The sequence below is a fragment of the Rhodococcus sp. ABRD24 genome (assembly GCF_004328705.1).
Taxonomy (GTDB): Bacteria; Actinomycetota; Actinomycetes; order Mycobacteriales; family Mycobacteriaceae; genus Prescottella.
Genome location: NZ_CP035319.1, coordinates 35,915 through 53,418 on the forward strand (window position 1 = coordinate 35,915; position 17,504 = coordinate 53,418).

At 67.6% G+C, this 17,504-nt stretch carries 21 protein-coding genes; 13 read left to right on the top strand and 8 right to left on the bottom strand.

Going from position 1 to position 17,504, the window contains the following annotated elements; all coding sequences use genetic code 11:
- Positions 1-57 precede the first annotated feature (57 nt).
- From ERC79_RS00160 to ERC79_RS00170, 3 genes are all read left to right on the top strand, one after another.
- Complete coding sequence (locus ERC79_RS00160) at positions 58-321, top strand: DUF1876 domain-containing protein (RefSeq protein ID WP_131574703.1); 264 nt, start codon at positions 58-60, stop codon at positions 319-321.
- Positions 322-444: 123 nt separating this feature from the next.
- On the top strand, positions 445-822 hold the full coding sequence (locus tag ERC79_RS00165; RefSeq protein ID WP_131574705.1) for a PH domain-containing protein: 378 nt from the start codon (positions 445-447) through the stop codon (positions 820-822).
- 31 nt (positions 823-853) lie between these two features.
- Positions 854-1,558 carry a DUF4333 domain-containing protein gene (locus ERC79_RS00170; protein WP_131574707.1) on the top strand — a complete coding sequence of 235 codons (705 nt, stop codon included), beginning with the start codon at positions 854-856 and terminating at the stop codon, positions 1,556-1,558.
- A gap of 22 nt (positions 1,559-1,580) precedes the next feature.
- Here ERC79_RS00170 and ERC79_RS00175 read toward each other — a convergent pair whose 3' ends face one another.
- The gene (locus ERC79_RS00175) at positions 1,581-2,519 is read right to left on the bottom strand and encodes a 5'-3' exonuclease (RefSeq protein WP_131574709.1); all 939 of its coding nucleotides are present in this window, start codon (positions 2,517-2,519) and stop codon (positions 1,581-1,583) included.
- A gap of 182 nt (positions 2,520-2,701) precedes the next feature.
- Between ERC79_RS00175 and ERC79_RS00180 the strand changes: the two genes are divergently transcribed.
- The gene (locus ERC79_RS00180) at positions 2,702-3,865 is read left to right on the top strand and encodes a Xaa-Pro peptidase family protein (RefSeq protein ID WP_131574711.1); all 1,164 of its coding nucleotides are present in this window, start codon (positions 2,702-2,704) and stop codon (positions 3,863-3,865) included.
- A 22-nt stretch (positions 3,866-3,887) separates the two neighbouring features.
- Here ERC79_RS00180 and ERC79_RS00185 read toward each other — a convergent pair whose 3' ends face one another.
- Complete coding sequence (locus ERC79_RS00185; protein ID WP_131574713.1) at positions 3,888-4,301, bottom strand: PPOX class F420-dependent oxidoreductase; 414 nt, start codon at positions 4,299-4,301, stop codon at positions 3,888-3,890.
- 44 nt (positions 4,302-4,345) lie between these two features.
- Between ERC79_RS00185 and ERC79_RS00190 the strand changes: the two genes are divergently transcribed.
- From ERC79_RS00190 to ERC79_RS00225, 8 genes are all read left to right on the top strand, one after another.
- A complete protein-coding gene (locus ERC79_RS00190) occupies positions 4,346-5,101 on the top strand; it encodes an SDR family NAD(P)-dependent oxidoreductase (protein WP_131574715.1) in 756 nt (251 codons plus the stop codon).
- Positions 5,098-6,363, top strand: coding sequence for a precorrin-6y C5,15-methyltransferase (decarboxylating) subunit CbiE (cbiE, locus tag ERC79_RS00195; protein ID WP_131574717.1), 1,266 nt, complete (start codon positions 5,098-5,100; stop codon positions 6,361-6,363). The genes ERC79_RS00190 and cbiE overlap by 4 nt, the downstream gene beginning before the upstream one ends.
- Complete coding sequence (cobM, locus tag ERC79_RS00200; protein ID WP_131574719.1) at positions 6,360-7,109, top strand: precorrin-4 C(11)-methyltransferase; 750 nt, start codon at positions 6,360-6,362, stop codon at positions 7,107-7,109. Before cbiE ends, cobM begins: the two co-directional genes overlap by 4 nt.
- A complete protein-coding gene (locus tag ERC79_RS00205; RefSeq protein ID WP_131574721.1) occupies positions 7,109-7,852 on the top strand; it encodes a cobalt-precorrin-6A reductase in 744 nt (247 codons plus the stop codon). Before cobM ends, ERC79_RS00205 begins: the two co-directional genes overlap by 1 nt.
- Positions 7,853-8,155: 303 nt before the next feature.
- On the top strand, positions 8,156-9,064 hold the full coding sequence (locus ERC79_RS00210) for an ABC transporter ATP-binding protein (protein ID WP_131574723.1): 909 nt from the start codon (positions 8,156-8,158) through the stop codon (positions 9,062-9,064).
- Entirely contained in the window at positions 9,064-9,894 is an 831-nt protein-coding gene (locus ERC79_RS00215; protein WP_131574725.1) for an ABC transporter permease subunit, read from the top strand. Before ERC79_RS00210 ends, ERC79_RS00215 begins: the two co-directional genes overlap by 1 nt.
- A 125-nt stretch (positions 9,895-10,019) precedes the next feature.
- Positions 10,020-10,709: a rhomboid-like protein gene (locus ERC79_RS00220; protein ID WP_207390398.1), complete on the top strand. Its 690-nt coding sequence runs from the start codon at positions 10,020-10,022 to the stop codon at positions 10,707-10,709.
- A gap of 10 nt (positions 10,710-10,719) precedes the next feature.
- Positions 10,720-10,932 carry a DUF4287 domain-containing protein gene (locus ERC79_RS00225; protein ID WP_131574727.1) on the top strand — a complete coding sequence of 71 codons (213 nt, stop codon included), beginning with the start codon at positions 10,720-10,722 and terminating at the stop codon, positions 10,930-10,932.
- Positions 10,933-10,944: 12 nt separating this feature from the next.
- Here the strand turns inward: ERC79_RS00225 and ERC79_RS00230 are convergent, their stop codons facing one another.
- The 3 genes from ERC79_RS00230 to ERC79_RS00240 are packed head-to-tail and all read right to left on the bottom strand — an operon-like array spanning position 10,945 to position 13,002.
- The gene (locus tag ERC79_RS00230; protein ID WP_131574729.1) at positions 10,945-11,628 is read right to left on the bottom strand and encodes a sterol desaturase family protein; all 684 of its coding nucleotides are present in this window, start codon (positions 11,626-11,628) and stop codon (positions 10,945-10,947) included.
- Entirely contained in the window at positions 11,625-12,359 is a 735-nt protein-coding gene (locus tag ERC79_RS00235) for a GntR family transcriptional regulator (RefSeq protein ID WP_131574731.1), read from the bottom strand. Before ERC79_RS00235 ends, ERC79_RS00230 begins: the two co-directional genes overlap by 4 nt.
- Positions 12,360-12,399: 40 nt before the next feature.
- Positions 12,400-13,002, bottom strand: a complete 603-nt coding sequence (locus ERC79_RS00240) for a TetR/AcrR family transcriptional regulator (RefSeq protein WP_131574733.1) — start codon at positions 13,000-13,002, stop codon at positions 12,400-12,402.
- Positions 13,003-13,088: 86 nt separating this feature from the next.
- On the opposite strand from ERC79_RS00240, the gene ERC79_RS00245 reads away from it, so the two are divergent.
- The gene (locus tag ERC79_RS00245) at positions 13,089-14,117 is read left to right on the top strand and encodes a beta-ketoacyl-ACP synthase III (RefSeq protein ID WP_131574734.1); all 1,029 of its coding nucleotides are present in this window, start codon (positions 13,089-13,091) and stop codon (positions 14,115-14,117) included.
- A 76-nt stretch (positions 14,118-14,193) separates the two neighbouring features.
- Here the strand turns inward: ERC79_RS00245 and cobJ are convergent, their stop codons facing one another.
- The 3 genes from cobJ to cobG are packed head-to-tail and all read right to left on the bottom strand — an operon-like array spanning position 14,194 to position 17,502.
- Positions 14,194-15,684, bottom strand: coding sequence for a precorrin-3B C(17)-methyltransferase (gene cobJ, locus ERC79_RS00250; protein WP_131574736.1), 1,491 nt, complete (start codon positions 15,682-15,684; stop codon positions 14,194-14,196).
- 8 nt (positions 15,685-15,692) lie between these two features.
- On the bottom strand, positions 15,693-16,319 hold the full coding sequence (locus ERC79_RS00255; protein WP_131574738.1) for a precorrin-8X methylmutase: 627 nt from the start codon (positions 16,317-16,319) through the stop codon (positions 15,693-15,695).
- A gap of 19 nt (positions 16,320-16,338) precedes the next feature.
- Complete coding sequence (cobG, locus tag ERC79_RS00260; RefSeq protein ID WP_131574740.1) at positions 16,339-17,502, bottom strand: precorrin-3B synthase; 1,164 nt, start codon at positions 17,500-17,502, stop codon at positions 16,339-16,341.
- Positions 17,503-17,504 lie beyond the last annotated feature (2 nt).

Consider the following 17,504-nt stretch of genomic DNA (forward strand, 5'->3'; position numbering starts at 1 on the left):
TCTCGTGTGGCCCCTCCGGGTGACATCGGTGGGGCGCGGAGCGAGAGGAGTTCCAGAATGGACGCGAAGAACTGGTCCATGGAGATCAAGATCGACGAGCACGAGTTGCAGACCCGATCCACCGCCCGCCTGGAGACGCGCGACACGACCCTGGTCGGCGTCGGACTGGCCCGACGTAACCCTGCGGATCGCAATGTCCCCGAAATCGGGGACGAGCTCGCCACGGCCCGGGCGCTCGCGGATCTCGCCCATCAGTTGATCGATGCAACGGTGAGCGATATCGAGGGCGTTACCAACAAACCCGCACATCTGACGCAGTAGCTCACGGCCGTTCACGAGCGCCGGGACGCGGCATGCCCGCACCGAAAGGTGTGGGCCGCGCTTCTGCGTGTGAAACGGACTGCGTAGTCTATCGATCGAGTCGGATCAGCGGAGGGCTACTTCATGGGCTTGATGGATGGATTGATGGGTAACGCCGGGGCGATCGAGCCTGGTGTGGCGCAGAACGAGTTCGGGCGGCTTCTCGGCCACGGCGAACAGATTCATATGGCCTATCAGCTGATTCGCGATTCGTTCATCTTCACCAACCGTCGCTTGATCTTGGTCGACAAGCAGGGCATCACCGGACGCAAGGTGGAGTACCACAGCATCATGTACAGATCGATCACGCACTTCTCCGTCGAGACGGCCGGTACCTTCGACCTGGATGCCGAGCTCAAGATCTGGATCTCGGGCAATCCCGCACCGATTCAGAAGCAGTTTTCCAAGGGTGCGAACATCTACGAGGTCCAGGCGCTGCTGACCCACTTCGCGGCGTCGTAGCGGTCAACGCACCCGAGGGAGCAGACGCGAGATGAGCGCACCGCACGGACCGAACGATCCCCGCGACCAGCGGGCGCCGCAAGGCGGACAGGGTGAGCAGCACGGGGCGCACTCGGCTCCGGAACCGCAGTGGCCGGGACAGCAGAACCCTGGATCTCAGTGGGGTCAGCAGTATCCGGGGCAGCCGGTGCAGGCTCCACAGTGGGGACAGGCCCCTGGCGCCCCGGCGTGGGGTCAGCCCGTGCCCGGTGTTCCGCAGTGGAATCAGCCGGGCCCCGGGCCCACGCCTCCGCAGATGCCCGGTCCGCACTGGGCGCCGCAGCAGCCACAACCGCAGTGGAATGCGCCGCAGGGCTATCCGCAGCAGCAGTACGGCGAGCAGCCGCCCAGTCAGTGGGGGGCGCCGCCGACCGCGTCGGGTAACAAGTCGAAGCCGCTGCTGTGGATCGGGATCGGCCTGGTTGCGATTGCGGCGATTGCTGGCGTCGTATTGCTGGTCGTTGCACCGTTCGGCAGCAAGACTCTCGATCAGGCCGCCGTCCAGAACGGCGTCGAGCAGGTAGTCACCGACTCCTACGGTGCCCGCGCGGTCAGCGGCGTGGACTGCCCGTCCGGGCAGAAGGTGGTCAAGGGGGAGTCGTTCACCTGCTCGCTGACCGTCGACGGCACAGCCAAGAAGGTCACCGTCACGTTCACCGACAACGACGGCACCTATGAGGTGAGCCGGCCGAGCTAGCCGGCTCAGGACCGCGGTTCGGTCACGCAGCTGCCATCGCAGCGAGTAGCCGGGCGACCGAACGTTCCACACCCAGTTCTGCCGCAACGCCGGCGAGTCGATCGGGATCCGGTGGTGCGGTCGGCAGCGCATCGGGGCGGGACAGTTGGACGTCGACGTCGGTCACTACGCGGACCACTGGAAGTGCCGCGTCGAGATAGTCGGTCGCAGCGGCGAGTTTGGCGCGTACGCCCTTGGCCATGTCGGAGTCCGGATCGAGCGCCGCCTCCCGTAGCTGGGCGACCGAGCCGTGCTGCAGGAGCAGGGCGGACGCCGTCTTCTCGCCGACGCCTTTGACGCCGGGCAGACCGTCGGAGGAGTCGCCGCGAAGCAGTGCCAGCTCCGCGTACGCCTGGCCGGCACGATCGATGGGTACTCCATACTTCTCGGCAACCTCGGCGGGCCCGAACAGTTCGGCCTTTGCCAGCCCGCGGCCGACATAGAGGACGCGGACGCGAACGGGATCGTCGGCGACTACTTGCAGCAGGTCACGGTCGCCGCTGACCACCACCACGTCGTCCTGCTTCTCTTGCGCGGCAATGGTTCCCAGCACATCGTCGGCCTCGAACCCGATGGCGCCGGCGGTCGCGATGCCCGCCGCCCCGAGCACCTCCATGATCATGTCGACCTGTGGGGTGAGGGTGTCGGGCACCTCCTCGGCCGACCCGTCGGAGCCGACCGCGACGCGGTGGGCCTTGTAGGACGGGACCGCGTCCACCCGGAACTGCGGTCGCCAGTCCAGATCCAGGCACACCGCCAGGCGCGTCGGACGATGTCGGGTGATCAGCGCTGCGACCATGTCCGTGAAGCCGCGTACCGCGTTCACCGGTCGACCGTCCGGGGCCGTCATCGATTCGGGTAGGGCGTAGTACGCCCGGAACCACAGACTTGCACCGTCCAGCAACAGCAAAGGGCCACTCATGCGCCCCATCCTGCCAAACCGGGCGCACTCACGTGGTAGGTCGTCTCAGCAGGATTCGCCGGAAATGATGAGACGGAGCATGGCAGGATCCCAGAGTTCCGCCCGTGATTGCGGCAAGCGTCCGGTCACCTGTCGGCGGGCACCAGCGGCGGGCCGATCGATGAGGGCCTAGCCTGAACTGCATGAGTTCTCAGAGTCGCCACAGTTCCCCATGGCACAGCGCTGACGCTTCCCGGTTCCCGACGACGGTCTATGCCGATCGCCTGGCACGTGCGGCCCGGCTCGCAGAGAACGCCGGGCTGGACGGCCTGCTGATCACTCCCGGACCGGATCTGCGCTACCTCGTCGGATCGCGGGCGGACTCGTTCGAGCGGCTCACCTGCCTGGTGGTGCCAGCGGACGGCAGTGGGGCGTCCGTTGTGCTGCCTCGTCTCGAGCTTGCGTCCCTGGGCGATTCGGCGGTCGCCGAGTTGGACCTGCCGGTGCACGACTGGGTCGATGGCGTCGATCCGTACGAACTCGTCGCGGGTCTGCTGCCGGAGGCGGCGCGCACCGCGGTTACCGACGCGATGCCTGCGCTGCACCTGATCCCACTGGCTCGGCGGTTCGGGACGGTGCCGGTGCTCGCGACCGGGGTGCTGCGGGAGCTGCGAATGATCAAGGACCAGGCGGAGATCGAGGCGTTGCGCCGGGCGGGTGCGGCGATCGACCGGGTGCACGCACGGATGGGCGAGTGGCTGCGGCCTGGGCGCACCGAGGCCGAGGTCGCTGCGGACATCACCGCTGCCATTCTCGAGGAGGGCCACACCGAGGCGGCGTTCGTGATCGTCGGATCGGGTCCGCACGGGGCCGATCCGCACCACGAGGTCTCGGATCGAGTCATCGAGTCGGGCGATGTCGTGGTGATAGATATCGGCGGACCGGTCGAGCCCGGATACAACTCGGACTCCACCCGTACCTACGTCCTCGGTGAGCCGGATCGGGAGGTCGCCGGTCAGATCGCGATCCTGGAGGCCGCGCAGCGGGCGGCCGTCGAATCGGTGCGCCCCGGCGTGACGGCCGAATCCGTCGACGCCGCGGCCCGCGACCTGCTTGCCGATTCCGGCCTCGCGGAGGTGTTCGTGCACCGCACCGGGCACGGCATCGGGCTGTCGGTTCACGAGGAGCCGTACATCGTCGCCGGCAACACCGTCGAACTGGTGGAAGGCATGGCTTTCAGTATCGAGCCGGGCATCTACTTCCGGGGCCGGTGGGGCGCCCGGATCGAGGACATCGTGGTCGTCACTGCCGACGGATGCGAGTCGATGAATCTGCGCCCGCACGGGCTGACCGTCCTGCCCGGCTGAGGCGGGTGCCGGATCGGCGAGTTCAGCGTTCGACGAGAATCGCCGATCCCATCACGCGTTCGACGGCGATCTCGATGACCACCCGGGTGGGGTTCTCGCGCGGCTGCCGATAGCGGACCGCATAACGCTCTACGCCTTCCGCTACCGACGCCGGATCCGACATCACCCGCGCCGAGCCCTCCAATGTGAGCCAGCGACCGCCGTCGACCTGGCTGACGGCGGCGTACCCGCCGCGATCGGCGTTTCGCGCCTTCTGTGAAGTGTCGTTGGTGATCACCCGCGCGATCGAACGCTCCGGATCCCAGGTGAATCCCACCGCCACGACGTGCGGTGTTCCGTCCTTGCGCAGGGTCGTCATGGTCGCCAGATGCCGCTCGCGGAGGAACGAGGCGGCCTCGTCGGTGAGGTGCGCGGGAGTGGACGGGGTGCGGGCCATGCCCCGACGGTAGTGGAGGTCCCCGAATCCGGGACACTGGAGGGGTGAGTGACACGGAGTACGCCCCGGGAACAGTGGTGCTGCTGGGCGGCCGCAGCGAGATCGGACTCGAGGTCGCGCAGCGGCTGGCCCCGGGACGCGTCGTCGTCCTGGCCGCGCGGCGCAGCGCCGAGTTGGAATCGCAGTCCCACACCCTGCTCGACGCCGGTGCCGCGGCCGTGCATTGCGTCGAGTTCGACGCGGATCGGGTGTCCGAGCATTCCGCGGTGCTGTCCGCGATCGTCGAGGATTACGGGCCCATCGGGGTTGCGGTGCTGGCGTTCGGGATGCTGGGCGATCAGACCCGTGCCGAGGAAGATGCGGCTCACGCGCTCGCGGTCGTGCACACCGACTACGTCGCCCAGGTCAGCGTGCTCACGCACCTTGCGAATCTGATGCGGGCCCGTGGATCCGGGCAGATTGTGGTGTTCTCGTCCGTTGCCGGCGTGCGGGTGCGCCGGGCCAATTACGTGTACGGCTCGGCGAAGGCCGGGTTGGACGGTTTCGCGTCCGGTCTCGGCGACGCGCTTCACGGCAGCGGGGTGCGGTTGCTGCTGGTACAGCCGGGTTTCGTGATCGGACGCATGACCGAGGGGATGAAGGCGGCGCCATTCCCGAGCACGCCGCAGCAGGTAGCGGACGCCGTGGTACGGGGCCTGCACAAGGGCAGCGATCGGGTGTGGGTGCCGGGTCTGCTGCGGCCGGTGTTCTTCGCGATGCGGCTGCTGCCGCAGTTCGTGTGGCGCCGGTTGCCTCGATGATCGCTACGACCCCGCAGGATCCGGTCCTGGTCGTCGGGATCGGCGCCGACGGTTGGGACGGACTCTCGGCTCGGGCGCAGGCGGCGATCGTCGGCGCCGAGGTGCTCATGGGATCGTCCCGGCAGCTGGATCTGATTCCCGCGTCCGGCGCGATCCGGGTGCCGTGGCCATCGCCGATGCTGCCGGCGTTGCCGGGTCTCCTCGACGAGCACCGCGACCAGCGAGTGTGCGTCCTGGCCAGCGGCGACCCAATGTTCTACGGCATCGGCGTCACCCTGGGCCGGGTGCTGGGGCCCAACCGGATCCGGGTGATCCCGCACCCTTCGTCGGTGTCGCTCGCGTGTGCCCGGTTGGGGTGGGCGCTGCATGAGACGCCCACCGTCAGCCTGGTGAATCGTCCCGTTGTGACGCTGGCGCCGGAGTTGCTCGACGGCGCCCGATTGCTGGTGCTCAGTAATGATCAGCACACCCCGGCGGCCGTCGCGAAACTGCTGTGTGGCAGAGGTTTCGGCCCTTCCCGGATGACCGTGCTCGAACAGCTCGGCGGACCGGCCGAAGCAGTGGCCGGTGGCATCGTGTCGGACTGGGATCGGCCCGCCGGAGACCCGCTCAATGTGATCGCGCTCGAGATCAGGGGCGCCGATGCCGCACGCCTGACCCGGATTCCGGGGCTACCCGATTCCGCGTTCCGCGGGGACGGGCAGATGACCAAACACGAGATGCGTGCGCTCACCCTCAGCGTCCTCGCTCCTGCGCCCGGGGAGTTGTTGTGGGACGTCGGCGGAGGGTCGGGGACCATCGGCATCGAGTGGATGCGCACCGACCCGCGTTGTCGCGCAGTCGCGTACGAGCGTGCGGACTCCCGGATCGCGCAGATCCGCGAAAATGCTGCGGCACTCGGTGTTCCGGCGCTGCGGATTCGCGGGGAGGCGCCGAATGCGTTCGTCCACGAGACAGATTCCCCCGACGCGATCTTCGTCGGGGGCGGTGTCACACAGGACGGGATGCTGGACGCTTGCTGGCAACGGCTACGGCCCGGTGGACGGATGGTCGTCAACGTCGTCACCGCGGAATCGGAGTCGCTGGTGCTGCAGTGGCACGCGCGGCACGGAGGGGAGCTGCGCAAGTTCCAGATCTACCGCGGCGAATCGCTCGGCGGATTCACCGCCTGGCGCCCGCAGCTGCCCGTGGCGCAATGGTCGGTGGACAAGCCGCGCAGCTCGGAGGTCGAGCCTGACCACACCGAAAGGGAAACGACATGACAGTCCACTTCATCGGAGCCGGGCCGGGCGCCCCGGACCTGATCACACTGCGTGCCTCACGGATCATCGCCGAGAGCCCGATGTGCCTGTATGCGGGCAGTCTCGTGCCGGCCGAACTGCTCACGCTGTGCCGCGACGACGCGGAACTGATAGACACCGCCCGCATGAGTCTCGACGAGATCGTCGAACAGATCATCGCCGCGGACGAGGCCGGGCTCGATGTGGCGCGACTGCACTCGGGAGACCCGTCGATCTACTCGGCAGTCGCCGAACAGGTACGACGTCTCGAAGCCGCCGGTGTGGCGTTCGACATCGTTCCCGGGGTTCCCGCCTTCACCGCCGCCGCCGCCGCGCTGGGACGTGAGTTGACGGTGCCGGGGGTCTCGCAGTCGATCATCCTCACGCGGGTATCGACGCTGTCGACCGCGATGCCCGAGGGGGAGGACCTGAGGTCGCTTGGTCGCAGCGGCGCCACGATGGTCATCCATCTCGGCGCGCACCGGATCGAGCAGATTGTCGAGGAACTCTCCGAGAACTACGGATCCGACTGTCCGGCAGCGGTGGTCGCGTTCGCGAGTCGGCCCGACGAGATCGTGCTGCGCGGCACCCTCGCCACGCTCGTGGAGCAGGTACATGCAGCCGGGGTGACGAAGACCGCCGTCGTGATCGTTGGCCGGGTCCTGGCGGCCGCCGGTTTCCCGGACAGCTACCTGTATTCGGCTACCCGGTCCCGCACCACTCACTGATGCGCAGGATCCTCGTCCTCGGCGGCACCCGGGAGGCACGCGATCTCGCAGTGCGGCTCGAGGAGGATCCGTCGGTGACAGTGATCTCGTCGCTCGCCGGACGGGTCCGAGAACCGGCCCTGCCGGTGGGGGAGGTTCGGATCGGCGGCTTCGGTGGTGTCGAGGGACTCGCGGACTGGCTGAGCGTCAACGCCATCGACGCCGTCGTGGACGCTACCCATCCGTACGCGGCCCGGATCACGGCGAACGCTGCACTGGCGTGCGCCCGCCTGAGGGTGCCGCTGCTGGTGCTGCGTCGGGCGGGATGGGAGGCGGCTACGGGGGACCGCTGGCACGAGGTCGCCGATCTGGCGGCCGCGGCGCGTCTCGTGGCCGCGCTGGGGGAGCGGGTGTTCCTGACGATCGGCCGGCAGGGCGTCGATGCCTTCGCCGACTGTTCCGGGTGGTTCCTGATCCGGGCGATCGACCCGCCCGAGGTGGTGGCGCCCTCACGGTCGCAGTTGCTGCTCGAGCGGGGGCCGTTCAGTGTCGAGGACGAGGTCGCGCTGATGCGGGAGCATCGGATAGACGTACTGGTGACCAAGAACAGCGGGGGAATGCTCACGTCCGCCAAGCTCGAGGCCGCCCGCCGGTTGCGGATTCCGGTGGTCCTGGTGGCGCGGCCGCCGATTCCGTCGGGGGTGTTGTCGGTGTCGAGTCTCGATGCGGCCGTTCGGTGGGCATTGGCACCCGAGCTTCCGTAGTCATGATTTCTCGATCTGTCATCAGGTCACTCATGCCATGGGAGTTCGTACGAGACGGAATATATGGAAATTCGGAAAGAGTCGCCGATTCTGGTCAGTAGAACCGGACACGGCGATCTCACGGATAGCTCACACAACTCCGACCAGGAGGAGAGCGGCGGTTTCAGAAGTCGGTTCGGCTCCTGGCGGCCGCCGGGAGTGGGGCAGTGACCGCCCAACTTCGGGCGCACCGGGAGTCGGGGCCGACCATTGGAGGCCGAAAGGCACTAGCAGGCCCGACAGCGAAGTTGGCATCGTCGAGAGATGGCCTCTGCTGTCGATGTGGTGGTGCGCACCGAGAATCTGACGAAGACTTACGGTCGGCTGACCGCGCTTTCCGGGGTCGACCTGTGTATCGAGCGCGGCGAGGTGTTCGGGTACCTAGGCCCCAATGGCGCCGGAAAATCCACCACGTTGCGGTTGCTGATGGGGATGCTACGACCTACGGCGGGGACCGCAGAACTGTTCGGATCAGACGCGTGGGCGTCGTCCGCGGCTCTTCGTCGACGGGTCGGCTACGTTCCCGGCGAGTTTGCCCTGTATCCACGCATGACTGGGCGCCAGCACATCCATTATCTGCAGAATCTGCGGCGGGACCGGGACGTTCAGTACGCCGGCGCCGTGGCCGCCCGACTCGATCTGGAACTCGGTAAGTCGGTAGGCGCCCTCTCCAAGGGAAACCGGCAGAAGCTCGCTCTGGTGCTTGCGTTGATGACGCGGCCCGAGTTGCTGATCCTCGACGAGCCGACCGGCGGGTTGGATCCGCTCGTGCAAATCGAGTTCCACGCCATCCTGCGCGAGCACACCGCCGCAGGAGGGACGGTGTTGCTGTCATCCCACGTCTTGAGCGAGGTGCAGCGCATCGCGGACCGCGTCGGGGTCTTACGCGAGGGCCGTCTGGTGGCCGTCGAGAGACTCCAGGACCTGCAGGCGAAATCGCTGCACCATGTCGTCGCCGAGTTCTCGGATCCACTCGATGCCGAAGAATTCAGGTACGTCGCGGGGGTGCGCGACCTCGTGGTCGACGGCGCCACCCTCCGGTGCAGTGCACCGGAGTCTGCGCTGGACGCACTCGTCAAGCGCGTAGCACGGCATACCCTCATCGACTTCGAATGCGCTGAGGCGAGTCTCGACGAGACCTTCATCGCGCTGTACGGATCGGGGGATCGGTGATGCCGGACATCGGGTTCAGCCGGGCGGTGTCCACCCGTACCGTCTTCACCAAGTCACTGTGGGATCAGCGTCGATCACTGCCCGCCTGGGCGGTGGGGCTGGTGCTGCTTGTCGCCATGTATGTCGCGATCTGGCCGAGTGTGCGAGACCAACCGTCGATCAGTGACTTCGTCGAACAGATGCCGAAAGCGATGCGGGCGCTGTTTGCGATGTCCGGTGCGGACATGTCGACTCCGGTCGGTTACGTGCAGGTGGAACTGCTGTCGTTCATGGGTCCACTCTTGCTGCTCCTGTACGCGATCGCTACTGGTGCCGCGGCAGTCGCGGGCGAGGAGGAGCACCGCACCCTGGACCTGCTGCTGTCCAGCCCGATCGGCCGCAGCCGGATTTTCCTGGAGAAGTTCGCCGCGATGGCGGTGGGGATTGCCCTGCTCGGGGCGGTGACCGGGGTTGCTCTGGTCGCCGAGGGTGGACTGGTCGGCATGAACCTGCCTGCCGGCAATGTCGCTGGGACGATGGTGCATCTGTCGTTGCTCGCGCTCGTGTACGGCACGCTCGCGGCCACCCTCGGCGCGCTGACCGGGCACACCGTGATCAGCCGTGCCGTGCCCGCCGTCGCCGCTGTGCTCGCGTACGTCGTCAATGGGCTCGGCCCGATCGTGTCCTGGCTCGAGCCTTGGCAGAAGTTCTCGCCGTTCTATCAGTACGCCGGACACGATCCGCTCCGCAACGGACTGTCAGCTCCCGCTGTCCTCGTTTCCCTGGGTACGGTCGCAGTTCTCGTCGCTATCGCACTCCCGGGGTTCCGCCGTCGCGACGTAGCGGGGTAGCGACGGCCGATCGCGGGGGTCTGCCGGCTCACCGCAGGTGAATTGCCCGAACACCGCCTGGGCCACACTGCGCAGCCCGGCCCCGGAAGCAACGCTGGCCGGCCTATCGGGTTCATACTGAGTCGGTGGACACCGTGCGGCGGTTCCAGTTGTCGCAGATTCCGGCTGCCTCGTGGGCGTACGTCCGTCGTGCCCCCGGAACCTTCGTGTGGCTCGCAATCCTGTTCGTGACGACGATGGTGATGCACCGCCTGTCGCCGGATGCCCTGAACCACGTTCTCGGAAACCGCTCGACCAACCTGCACCAGCTGCAAGAGGACCCGATTCGTGTCCTCATCACCAGTGCACTCTGGCTCGCCGGCGGGGGCTGGCTCGGGTATTTTGTGCTGTTCAACCTCTTCCACGTCCCCGCGGAACGGTGGTTGGGAACCTGGCGGTGGCTGTCGGTCGCGGCCATCGCACACGTCGGTGCCACCTACCTCAGCGAAGGCGTGCTCTATCTGGCCATCCGTCACGGACAGGCACCGGAATCTGCGGTGAACACCCTCGACGTCGGTGTCAGCTATGCGCTGGCCGGCGTGACGGCGGTGCTGACCTACCGGATCTCGTCGCCGTGGCGGTTCCTCTACGTGATCGGCGTGCTGCTGGTCTACGGTTTGCCGCTCCTCGGCACGCTGACGTTCACCGCGATCGGGCACTTCAGCGCTGTACTCATCGGTTTGGCGTGCTATCCGATCGCGCGATCGCGACCCGGCAGGTGGGATCCGGGTGAATGGGTGCGCTCGATCCGCGCGCGAGTCGTAGCCCACCGGTAGCGTGCGGTCCATGGCTGAACCGGTGAAGGGCCCCGCATCCTACTTTCCGTCGATCGAGAAGAAGTACGGCAAACCGATCAGTGAGTGGAAGGATCTCATTCGCGGCTCCGACCTCACCAAGCACATGGAGATCGTCAACTGGCTCGAGTCCACGCACGGACTCGGCCGTGGGCACGCCAATGCGCTTGTCGCGCACACCTTGCGGGAGGACGCCGCCAGTTGATCTTCGATGGTCCTACCTGCTCGAGTTGTCCAGCCCGTGTAGGTGCTTGGCGGTGGGGGATTTCTCGACGGTGTCGGGGTCGGGTTCGGTGCCGAGCAGGCGGTCGGCGGTGCCGGACGTGGTGACCGTGAACCAGTAGTGCTCGTTGCGGTAGTGGTGGTTACGGTGGTGCCGCCACGTCGCCTGGTAGAGAACAGTCCTCGGCTTGTAGTCGGTGTGGATGAGGAAGTGGGTCCACTCGTAGCCGAGACCGAGAGCGGTGATCGTCACCAGGAACGTCAGGCCCCATTCGATTCGTGGGGCGACGAACACCGTGATCGTCAGGAGTAGCGGCGTGAGCCACAGGAACACCGGTGCGGGAATGAAGTCCAGTGGAATGTCCCGAGGATCGCTGTGATGTGCGCGGTGTTTGCGGGCCAGCAACGGGTCGACTGTCAGCCCGGCCAGGCGTCGTGGGCGCCAGTGCAGGACGAAGACGTGTATCACCCACTCCAGTACTGGGAACAGGGCGAGCATCACCAGCGGGACGAGTGCATCGGCCCAGCTCCAGCTGCCGATGGTAATGCGTGCGGCCAGCGCACCGAGGAACATGACACCGATGAACCACGGACTCGGATGCCGGGCGAACTCGCGGAATGCACTGCCGAGCGTGACATCGCGTCCGAACGCCGGGGAGTTCAGTCGTGTCGTGGTCATGCGTCCTCCCTGTCATGGTCGCGGGCCGAGTCGAGGGCCGCACAGAGCAGGGTCGTCGCGGGTTCGAGTAGAGCGTGGGCTGCCTCGAAGGCCGCGTGGGAGTCTCGCTCGCGGATGGCGCCGACGATCGAGCGATAGCGGTCCACCTCGCTGACCTCTGCCTCCATCACCACCGCGAGCGCGTCGAGCATCGGCTCGTACGCCACGCGCAGAGTGTTGAACATCAGTCTGAACGTAATGGAATCCGCGCCGTCGACGACCAGATCCCAGAAGTCCAGGGCTCGCCGCTGACGCTGCACCGGATCGGCATCGGTCTCGAGCGCGTCGAGGACCGCGTCGAGGGCGTCGGCGCAGTCGCCGGGCGCGCGCTCAGCGGCCAGTTCGGCAACTTTGGGGCCGTTCCACAGCCGTGCCTCGAGAATGCTGCGGGCCACCGCAAGATCGATCTCGCCTTCCCGGACCAGCAGTTTTGGCAGCAAGTCCAGCCCGGCCCGCCGCCGCAGATCGTTGACGACCGTAGCCCCGCCCTGCCGGACGTCGACCAGGCCCAGTGCGGAAATCCGGTTGAGTGCCTCGCGGACAGCGGGCCGGGACACGCCCAGCGTCTCCGCCATTCGTCGCTCGCTGAGTAGCTCCTGACCCGGCGCGAGACGGCCCCCGACGACCCCGTCGAGCAGTTGGTCGAACACGTCGTCAGGAATCGACCTGCGCCGGACAGGTGTGAGATCCATGTCACCGACGCTATGCGCCGGACCTCAGGTGGTCAAGTGGTCAGACCAGTTTTGCTGCCTGGCCGTGTGCGAGGTGATACCCCAATAGCAGCTTGAGTTGGGAGTGTGCGTCGGTGAAGGGTTCGCTCGATTTGAGGGCGCGACTCTGGACGATTGCCCCCTCGATGACCGACAGGAGCACTCCCGCGAGCGAGCGCGCAGTCGAGTTGTCGAGCCCGGTCAGAACCAGGCCGTCGGAGAGCAGTGTCGTCCACTCGGTGAACGCCTGACCGGCGGCGGATTGGACCGCCGGATCGAGCTCGTCCAACGCTGCCGCCATAATGAACGAGCCCAGCCGATAGTCGCTGGATTCGAGCGGACGACGCCAGAATGCAAGCAGTTCGTCCAGCCATTGATCGGTCGACGCCGTGGTCGGCAGCTGTTCGGCCATCACGCTCAGATGCGAACCGACTACCCTCGACACGATCCGGGTGGCTGTCTCCACGACCTCACTCTTACCGGCCGGGAAGTGCTGATACAGCGAATTCCGCGAGGTATTGCTGCGTTTGAGCAATTCCGCCAGTCCGGCACCGTGCACCCCGAACTCCTGCACCATCGCAATGGTGCTCGCGAGGAGCCGAGCGCGCGGGCGTGCTGTGGTCATGCGAACCTCTTTCGGGTTGTGTGGACCGATCGGTTCATGTTAGATCTGAGTCATGTGGACTGATCGGTTCACATGGAGAGGATGCTGTGCCCGCCCCCATTGCCACTGCAAATCCGGTCGCTCATGCGGCCCTTCTAGGTCTCGGCGTGTACCGGCCCCGACGTGTAGTCCCCAATTCTGAGATCGTCGACCGGATCGACTCCACCGACAAGTGGATCCGGACCCGGTCAGGCATTACCGCCCGTGGTTGGGCCGAGCCGGACGAGACCATCGTCTCGATGAGCGTGGCCGCCGCCCGCGACGCGCTCGCCGCCGCGGGTCTGATAGCCGAGCAGATAGACGCGGTCGTGCTGGCTACCTCGTCGCAGATGGTGCTGGGGCCGTCGGCTGGCGCGGTGGTGGCGACTGAACTCGGTATGCACGACACCGCCGCCTACGACATCTCCGCCGGATGCGCCGGTTTCTGCTACGCGCTCGGCAACGCCGCGAGCCTCGTGCGCGCCGGGCAGGCGCGACACGTCCTGGTGATCGGTGTGGAACGGCTGTCCGACCTTCTCGACACCTCCGACCGCACGTGCGCGTTCATCTTCGCCGACGGTGCCGGTGCGGTCGTGGTGGGCCCGTCCGATGTCGAGGGCATCGGCCCGGTCGCGTGGGGCTCGGATGGGAGTCAGACCGCGGCGATCAAGCAGGACAAGGACTTCACCCAGTACTTCGCGGAGGTGGCGGAGAAGGGTGCCGAGGCGGAGCGTCCGTATATCCGGATGAACGGTCAGGCTGTGTTCCGGTGGGCGGTGACGTTCCTGGAGAAGGCGTGTCGTACCGCGTTGGACAAGGCCGGAGTCACCGCCGACGACCTCGACGCCTTCGTGCCGCACCAGGCCAACAGCCGCATCACCGACGCGCTGATCCGGACCCTGGGACTGCCCGATACCGTCGCCGTTGCCCGCGACATCGCCGAGACCGGCAACACCAGCGCGGCGTCGATCCCGATGGCGATGGAACAGCTCCTCCGTTCCGGCCAGGCTCACCCGGGCGACACGGCTCTGCTGCTCGGCTTCGGGGCCGGGCTGGCCTACGCCGGGCAGGTCGTCCAGCTACCCCCGATCGGGTAGATCCGGGGCGCCGGGCGGCCACTGCGAAGGATTGCCGATGGATGCCCACCGCGGTGGGCATCCATCGCGATTCGGCTCAGCTCGGATAGTGCCTCGGTGTGAATACCATTGTCCCGTGCGGGTTCTCGACGACGGTCGTCTGTGACGAGCCGACGATGAGCAGGCATCGCATGTCGACATCGGCCGGATCGAGGTCGGCCAACCGGACGATCTTGATCGACTCATCCGGCCCGGCGATGTCCCGGCCGATGATCACCGGAGTGTCGGGGGAGCGGTGTTCGAGCACGAGGTCGCGCATCGCGGCGACCTGCCACGTGCGGGACTTCGAGGCCGGGTTGTAAACCGCGAACGCCATATCGGCCCCCGCGACGGCGGAGATGCGCTTGGCCACGATGTCCCATGGCTTGAGCCGATCCGACAGCGACAGCATCGCGTAGTCGTGGCCCAGCGGCGCACCGACGCGGCTCGCGACGGCGTTGGCGGCGGTCAGGCCGGGCAGGATCCGGACCGGTACGCCCTGCCACTGCTCCTCGGCCGCCACCTCGAGCACGGCCGCGGCCATCGCGAACACGCCCGGATCGCCGGACGAGACGACCGCGACCCGCGCGCCGCGCTTGGCCATGTCCAGGGCCATCGCGGCCCGTTCGGCCTCGACACGGTTGTCGCTGGCGTGGCGGCGCTGTCCCGGCCGGACCGGGACCCGGTCGATGTAGGTGGTGTAGCCGACCAGGTCGGTGGCGCGGGCGAGTTCGCGTCGGACCTCAGGTGTCGTCCACTGCTGGTCACCCGGCCCGAGGCCCACCACGACCACCTCGCCGGTCGCCTGCGCGTCGCCCACGCGGCTGTTCGACGGGCTCGAAACGATCGCGATCGAGAAGTACGGCACGTCCGCGTCGGCCACGTCGTCGGCTGCGGCGACGCGTTGACGGTCGGTGCTGGCCCGCTCGACGTAACGGGCCTCGTCGATCCGGCCGGAATCCTTGAGTGCCTGGCGCACAGCGGGATACGTGCGGCCGAGCTTCATGATCGCGGCCGCGTCGGTCTCGCGCAGGCGCCGGGTCAACTCCTCCTGTGGCAGCGTTCCGGGCAGAACCGTGAGCACCTCCTCGCCCTCGACCAGAGGCTCGGCCAGGGCGGCGGACGCGGCGCTGACGGCGGTGACGCCGGGGATCACCTCGGTCTCGAACCGGTCGGCCAGACGCTTGTGCATGTGCATGTACGAGCTGTAGAACAGCGGATCACCGGCGGCGAGCAACGCGACACTGCGGCCCGCCTCCAGATGCGCGGCCAAGCGCGCGGCGGCCTGCTCGTAGAACTCGTCCATTGCGCCCTGGTAGCCGCCGGGGTGATCGATCGTCTCGGTGGTCACCGGGTAGACCAGGTGCTCCTCGATCTGGCCGTCCCGCATGTACGGGGCGGCGACGCCGCGGGAGATGCTGCGCCCGTGCCGAGCACTGTGGAACGCGACGACGTCGGCCTCGCCGATCACGCGGGCGGCCTTGACCGTCATCAACTCGGGGTCGCCGGGGCCGATGCCGACGCCCCACAGTTTTCCGGTCCCGTTCATGCTGGAGTTCATTCGGTCTCGCTCGCAATCGCATTGACGGCGGCGGCGGTGATCGCGCTGCCGCCGCGGCGTCCACGCGCCACCAGATACTCGAGCCCGGCGGGATGCTCGATCAGCGCTTCCTTCGACTCCATCGCGCCGATGAACCCGACGGGTCCGCCGACGATCGCGGCGGGCCGCGGTGCACCGGCCTCGATGAGGTTCAGCAGGTGGAACAGGGCAGTGGGGGCGTTGCCGATCGCCACCACCGCGCCGTCGAGCTTGTCGCCCCACAACTCGAGTGCCGCGGCCGAGCGGGTGTTGTCGATCACCTTGGCCAGCACGGGAACTCGCGGATCGTCGAGCATGCACAGCACGTCGTTGTCGCGGGGCAGACGCTTCCGCGTGACGCCGGCGGCGACCATCTTCGCGTCGCACAGGATCGGAGCACCGCGGCGTAGGGCTTCGCGCGCGTCGGCGATGACGTTCGGAGTGAACGCGATGTCGTCGACCAGATCGACCTGACCGCTCGCATGGATCATCCGAACGACCGCCTGCGAGACGTCGGCGGGGAACCGCGCGAGGTCGGACTCGGCCCGGATTGTCGCGAAGGACTGGCGATAAATCTCCGCACCGTCGCGGATGTAGTCGATCATGCGCCACACGATAGAGGCATCACGCGGGCCCGTTTTCAGCACGGTCGGGACGGCTCGCCGTCGTCCGGTAACCGTCGACGTCCGCGACCACGTCGGCTACCTGACCACGCGGGCGCCCGCACTTACGTGCGCACCCGGACCAGTGCTGACGGCCCTCGGCGGGCAAGTCGTCGTTCTCGATCGCTTGCCGAGCGTCGGCCCGGACGTCGGTGAGAGACTTGGCGCAGCCCGGCCGCCCCGCGCACGCACTGACCTGCAAATAGGGCGAGTTCTCGTCGAAGATGAGGCCCATCGGCGCGAGCACCCGTACGACCTGCTCGGCGGCCCACTCCTCGAGGTCGGGCAGCAGCAGCGACCGCCACGGGGTGACGACGATCGGCTTCTCGACGGCGGCGAGGAATTCCGCGAGCCTGGCCGGGAGGGTGCCGAACGCGAGACCGGCGGCGAGAGTGACACCGCCGTCGGCCTGGTCCAGCCAACCGATCGGGCCGCGTTCGATGGCCCCGGGGAGTTGCACCGGATCGCCGTATTCGAGCCCGAGCCGGGCCAACACACGTTCGGTGCCGCCCGGCACCTCGTTGAGCCGCCACGCGTCGCCGCGGATCTCGGCGAACAGGCGCGCCGATGCCAGCAGCACGTCGACCGCGTCCGCCGCCGCGAGCCGGGCCCCGGTGTCCTCACCGGCGAGGACCAGCGCGAACAAGTCGTCATCGAGGGCGTGCACACCGAAGTCGCCGCGCAGGCCCGAGATGTCGCCGGTTCCGTCGTCGAACGTGAACAGCGTCCGTCCGGGCAGTTCGGCCAGCGTCGGGTCGGCGCACAGCCGGCGGTCCAGGTCGGTGACCAGCCCGCGCACATCGGCGTGGCCGCCGATCCGCCCCGACAGCGGCGAGGCGAGAATGTTGCGCACCCGCTCGTGGGTGGTGGACGGCAGCAGCCCGACATCGGCGATGCGGCGGGCGAACTCCTCGGGGTTGGCGACCGCACGCAACTGGACGTTGCCGCGCGAGGTCAGCTCGATCTCGCCGTTGCCGATCTCCTGTGCTGCCGTCGCAAGGGCCTGGAGCTGCGGCGACGTGATGGCCCCGCCCGGGAGGCGGACGCGGGCGAGTGGACCGTCGGCGGCCTGGTGGACCTGGAGAGCACCCGGGCACTTGTCCGGGCCGGAGCGTGGAGATGGCACGT

Excerpts from the sequence above, each read along its gene's own strand:
- cbiE (WP_131574717.1), top strand. The coding sequence starts at position 5,098 with ATGATCGCTACGACCCCGCAGGATCCGGTCCTGGTCGTCGGGATCGGC.
- ERC79_RS00185 (WP_131574713.1), bottom strand. The coding sequence starts at position 4,301 with ATGGCCCGCACCCCGTCCACTCCCGCGCACCTCACCGACGAGGCCGCC.
- ERC79_RS00235 (WP_131574731.1), bottom strand. The coding sequence starts at position 12,359 with ATGGATCTCACACCTGTCCGGCGCAGGTCGATTCCTGACGACGTGTTC.
- ERC79_RS00215 (WP_131574725.1), top strand. The coding sequence starts at position 9,064 with ATGCCGGACATCGGGTTCAGCCGGGCGGTGTCCACCCGTACCGTCTTC.
- ERC79_RS00255 (WP_131574738.1), bottom strand. The coding sequence starts at position 16,319 with ATGATCGACTACATCCGCGACGGTGCGGAGATTTATCGCCAGTCCTTC.
- ERC79_RS00170 (WP_131574707.1), top strand. The coding sequence starts at position 854 with ATGAGCGCACCGCACGGACCGAACGATCCCCGCGACCAGCGGGCGCCG.
- ERC79_RS00205 (WP_131574721.1), top strand. The coding sequence starts at position 7,109 with ATGCGCAGGATCCTCGTCCTCGGCGGCACCCGGGAGGCACGCGATCTC.
- ERC79_RS00175 (WP_131574709.1), bottom strand. The coding sequence starts at position 2,519 with ATGAGTGGCCCTTTGCTGTTGCTGGACGGTGCAAGTCTGTGGTTCCGG.
- ERC79_RS00210 (WP_131574723.1), top strand. The coding sequence starts at position 8,156 with ATGGCCTCTGCTGTCGATGTGGTGGTGCGCACCGAGAATCTGACGAAG.
- ERC79_RS00165 (WP_131574705.1), top strand. The coding sequence starts at position 445 with ATGGGCTTGATGGATGGATTGATGGGTAACGCCGGGGCGATCGAGCCT.
- cobM (WP_131574719.1), top strand. The coding sequence starts at position 6,360 with ATGACAGTCCACTTCATCGGAGCCGGGCCGGGCGCCCCGGACCTGATC.
- ERC79_RS00180 (WP_131574711.1), top strand. The coding sequence starts at position 2,702 with ATGAGTTCTCAGAGTCGCCACAGTTCCCCATGGCACAGCGCTGACGCT.
- cobJ (WP_131574736.1), bottom strand. The coding sequence starts at position 15,684 with ATGAACGGGACCGGAAAACTGTGGGGCGTCGGCATCGGCCCCGGCGAC.
- ERC79_RS00230 (WP_131574729.1), bottom strand. The coding sequence starts at position 11,628 with ATGACCACGACACGACTGAACTCCCCGGCGTTCGGACGCGATGTCACG.
- ERC79_RS00225 (WP_131574727.1), top strand. The coding sequence starts at position 10,720 with ATGGCTGAACCGGTGAAGGGCCCCGCATCCTACTTTCCGTCGATCGAG.
- ERC79_RS00240 (WP_131574733.1), bottom strand. The coding sequence starts at position 13,002 with ATGACCACAGCACGCCCGCGCGCTCGGCTCCTCGCGAGCACCATTGCG.
- ERC79_RS00160 (WP_131574703.1), top strand. The coding sequence starts at position 58 with ATGGACGCGAAGAACTGGTCCATGGAGATCAAGATCGACGAGCACGAG.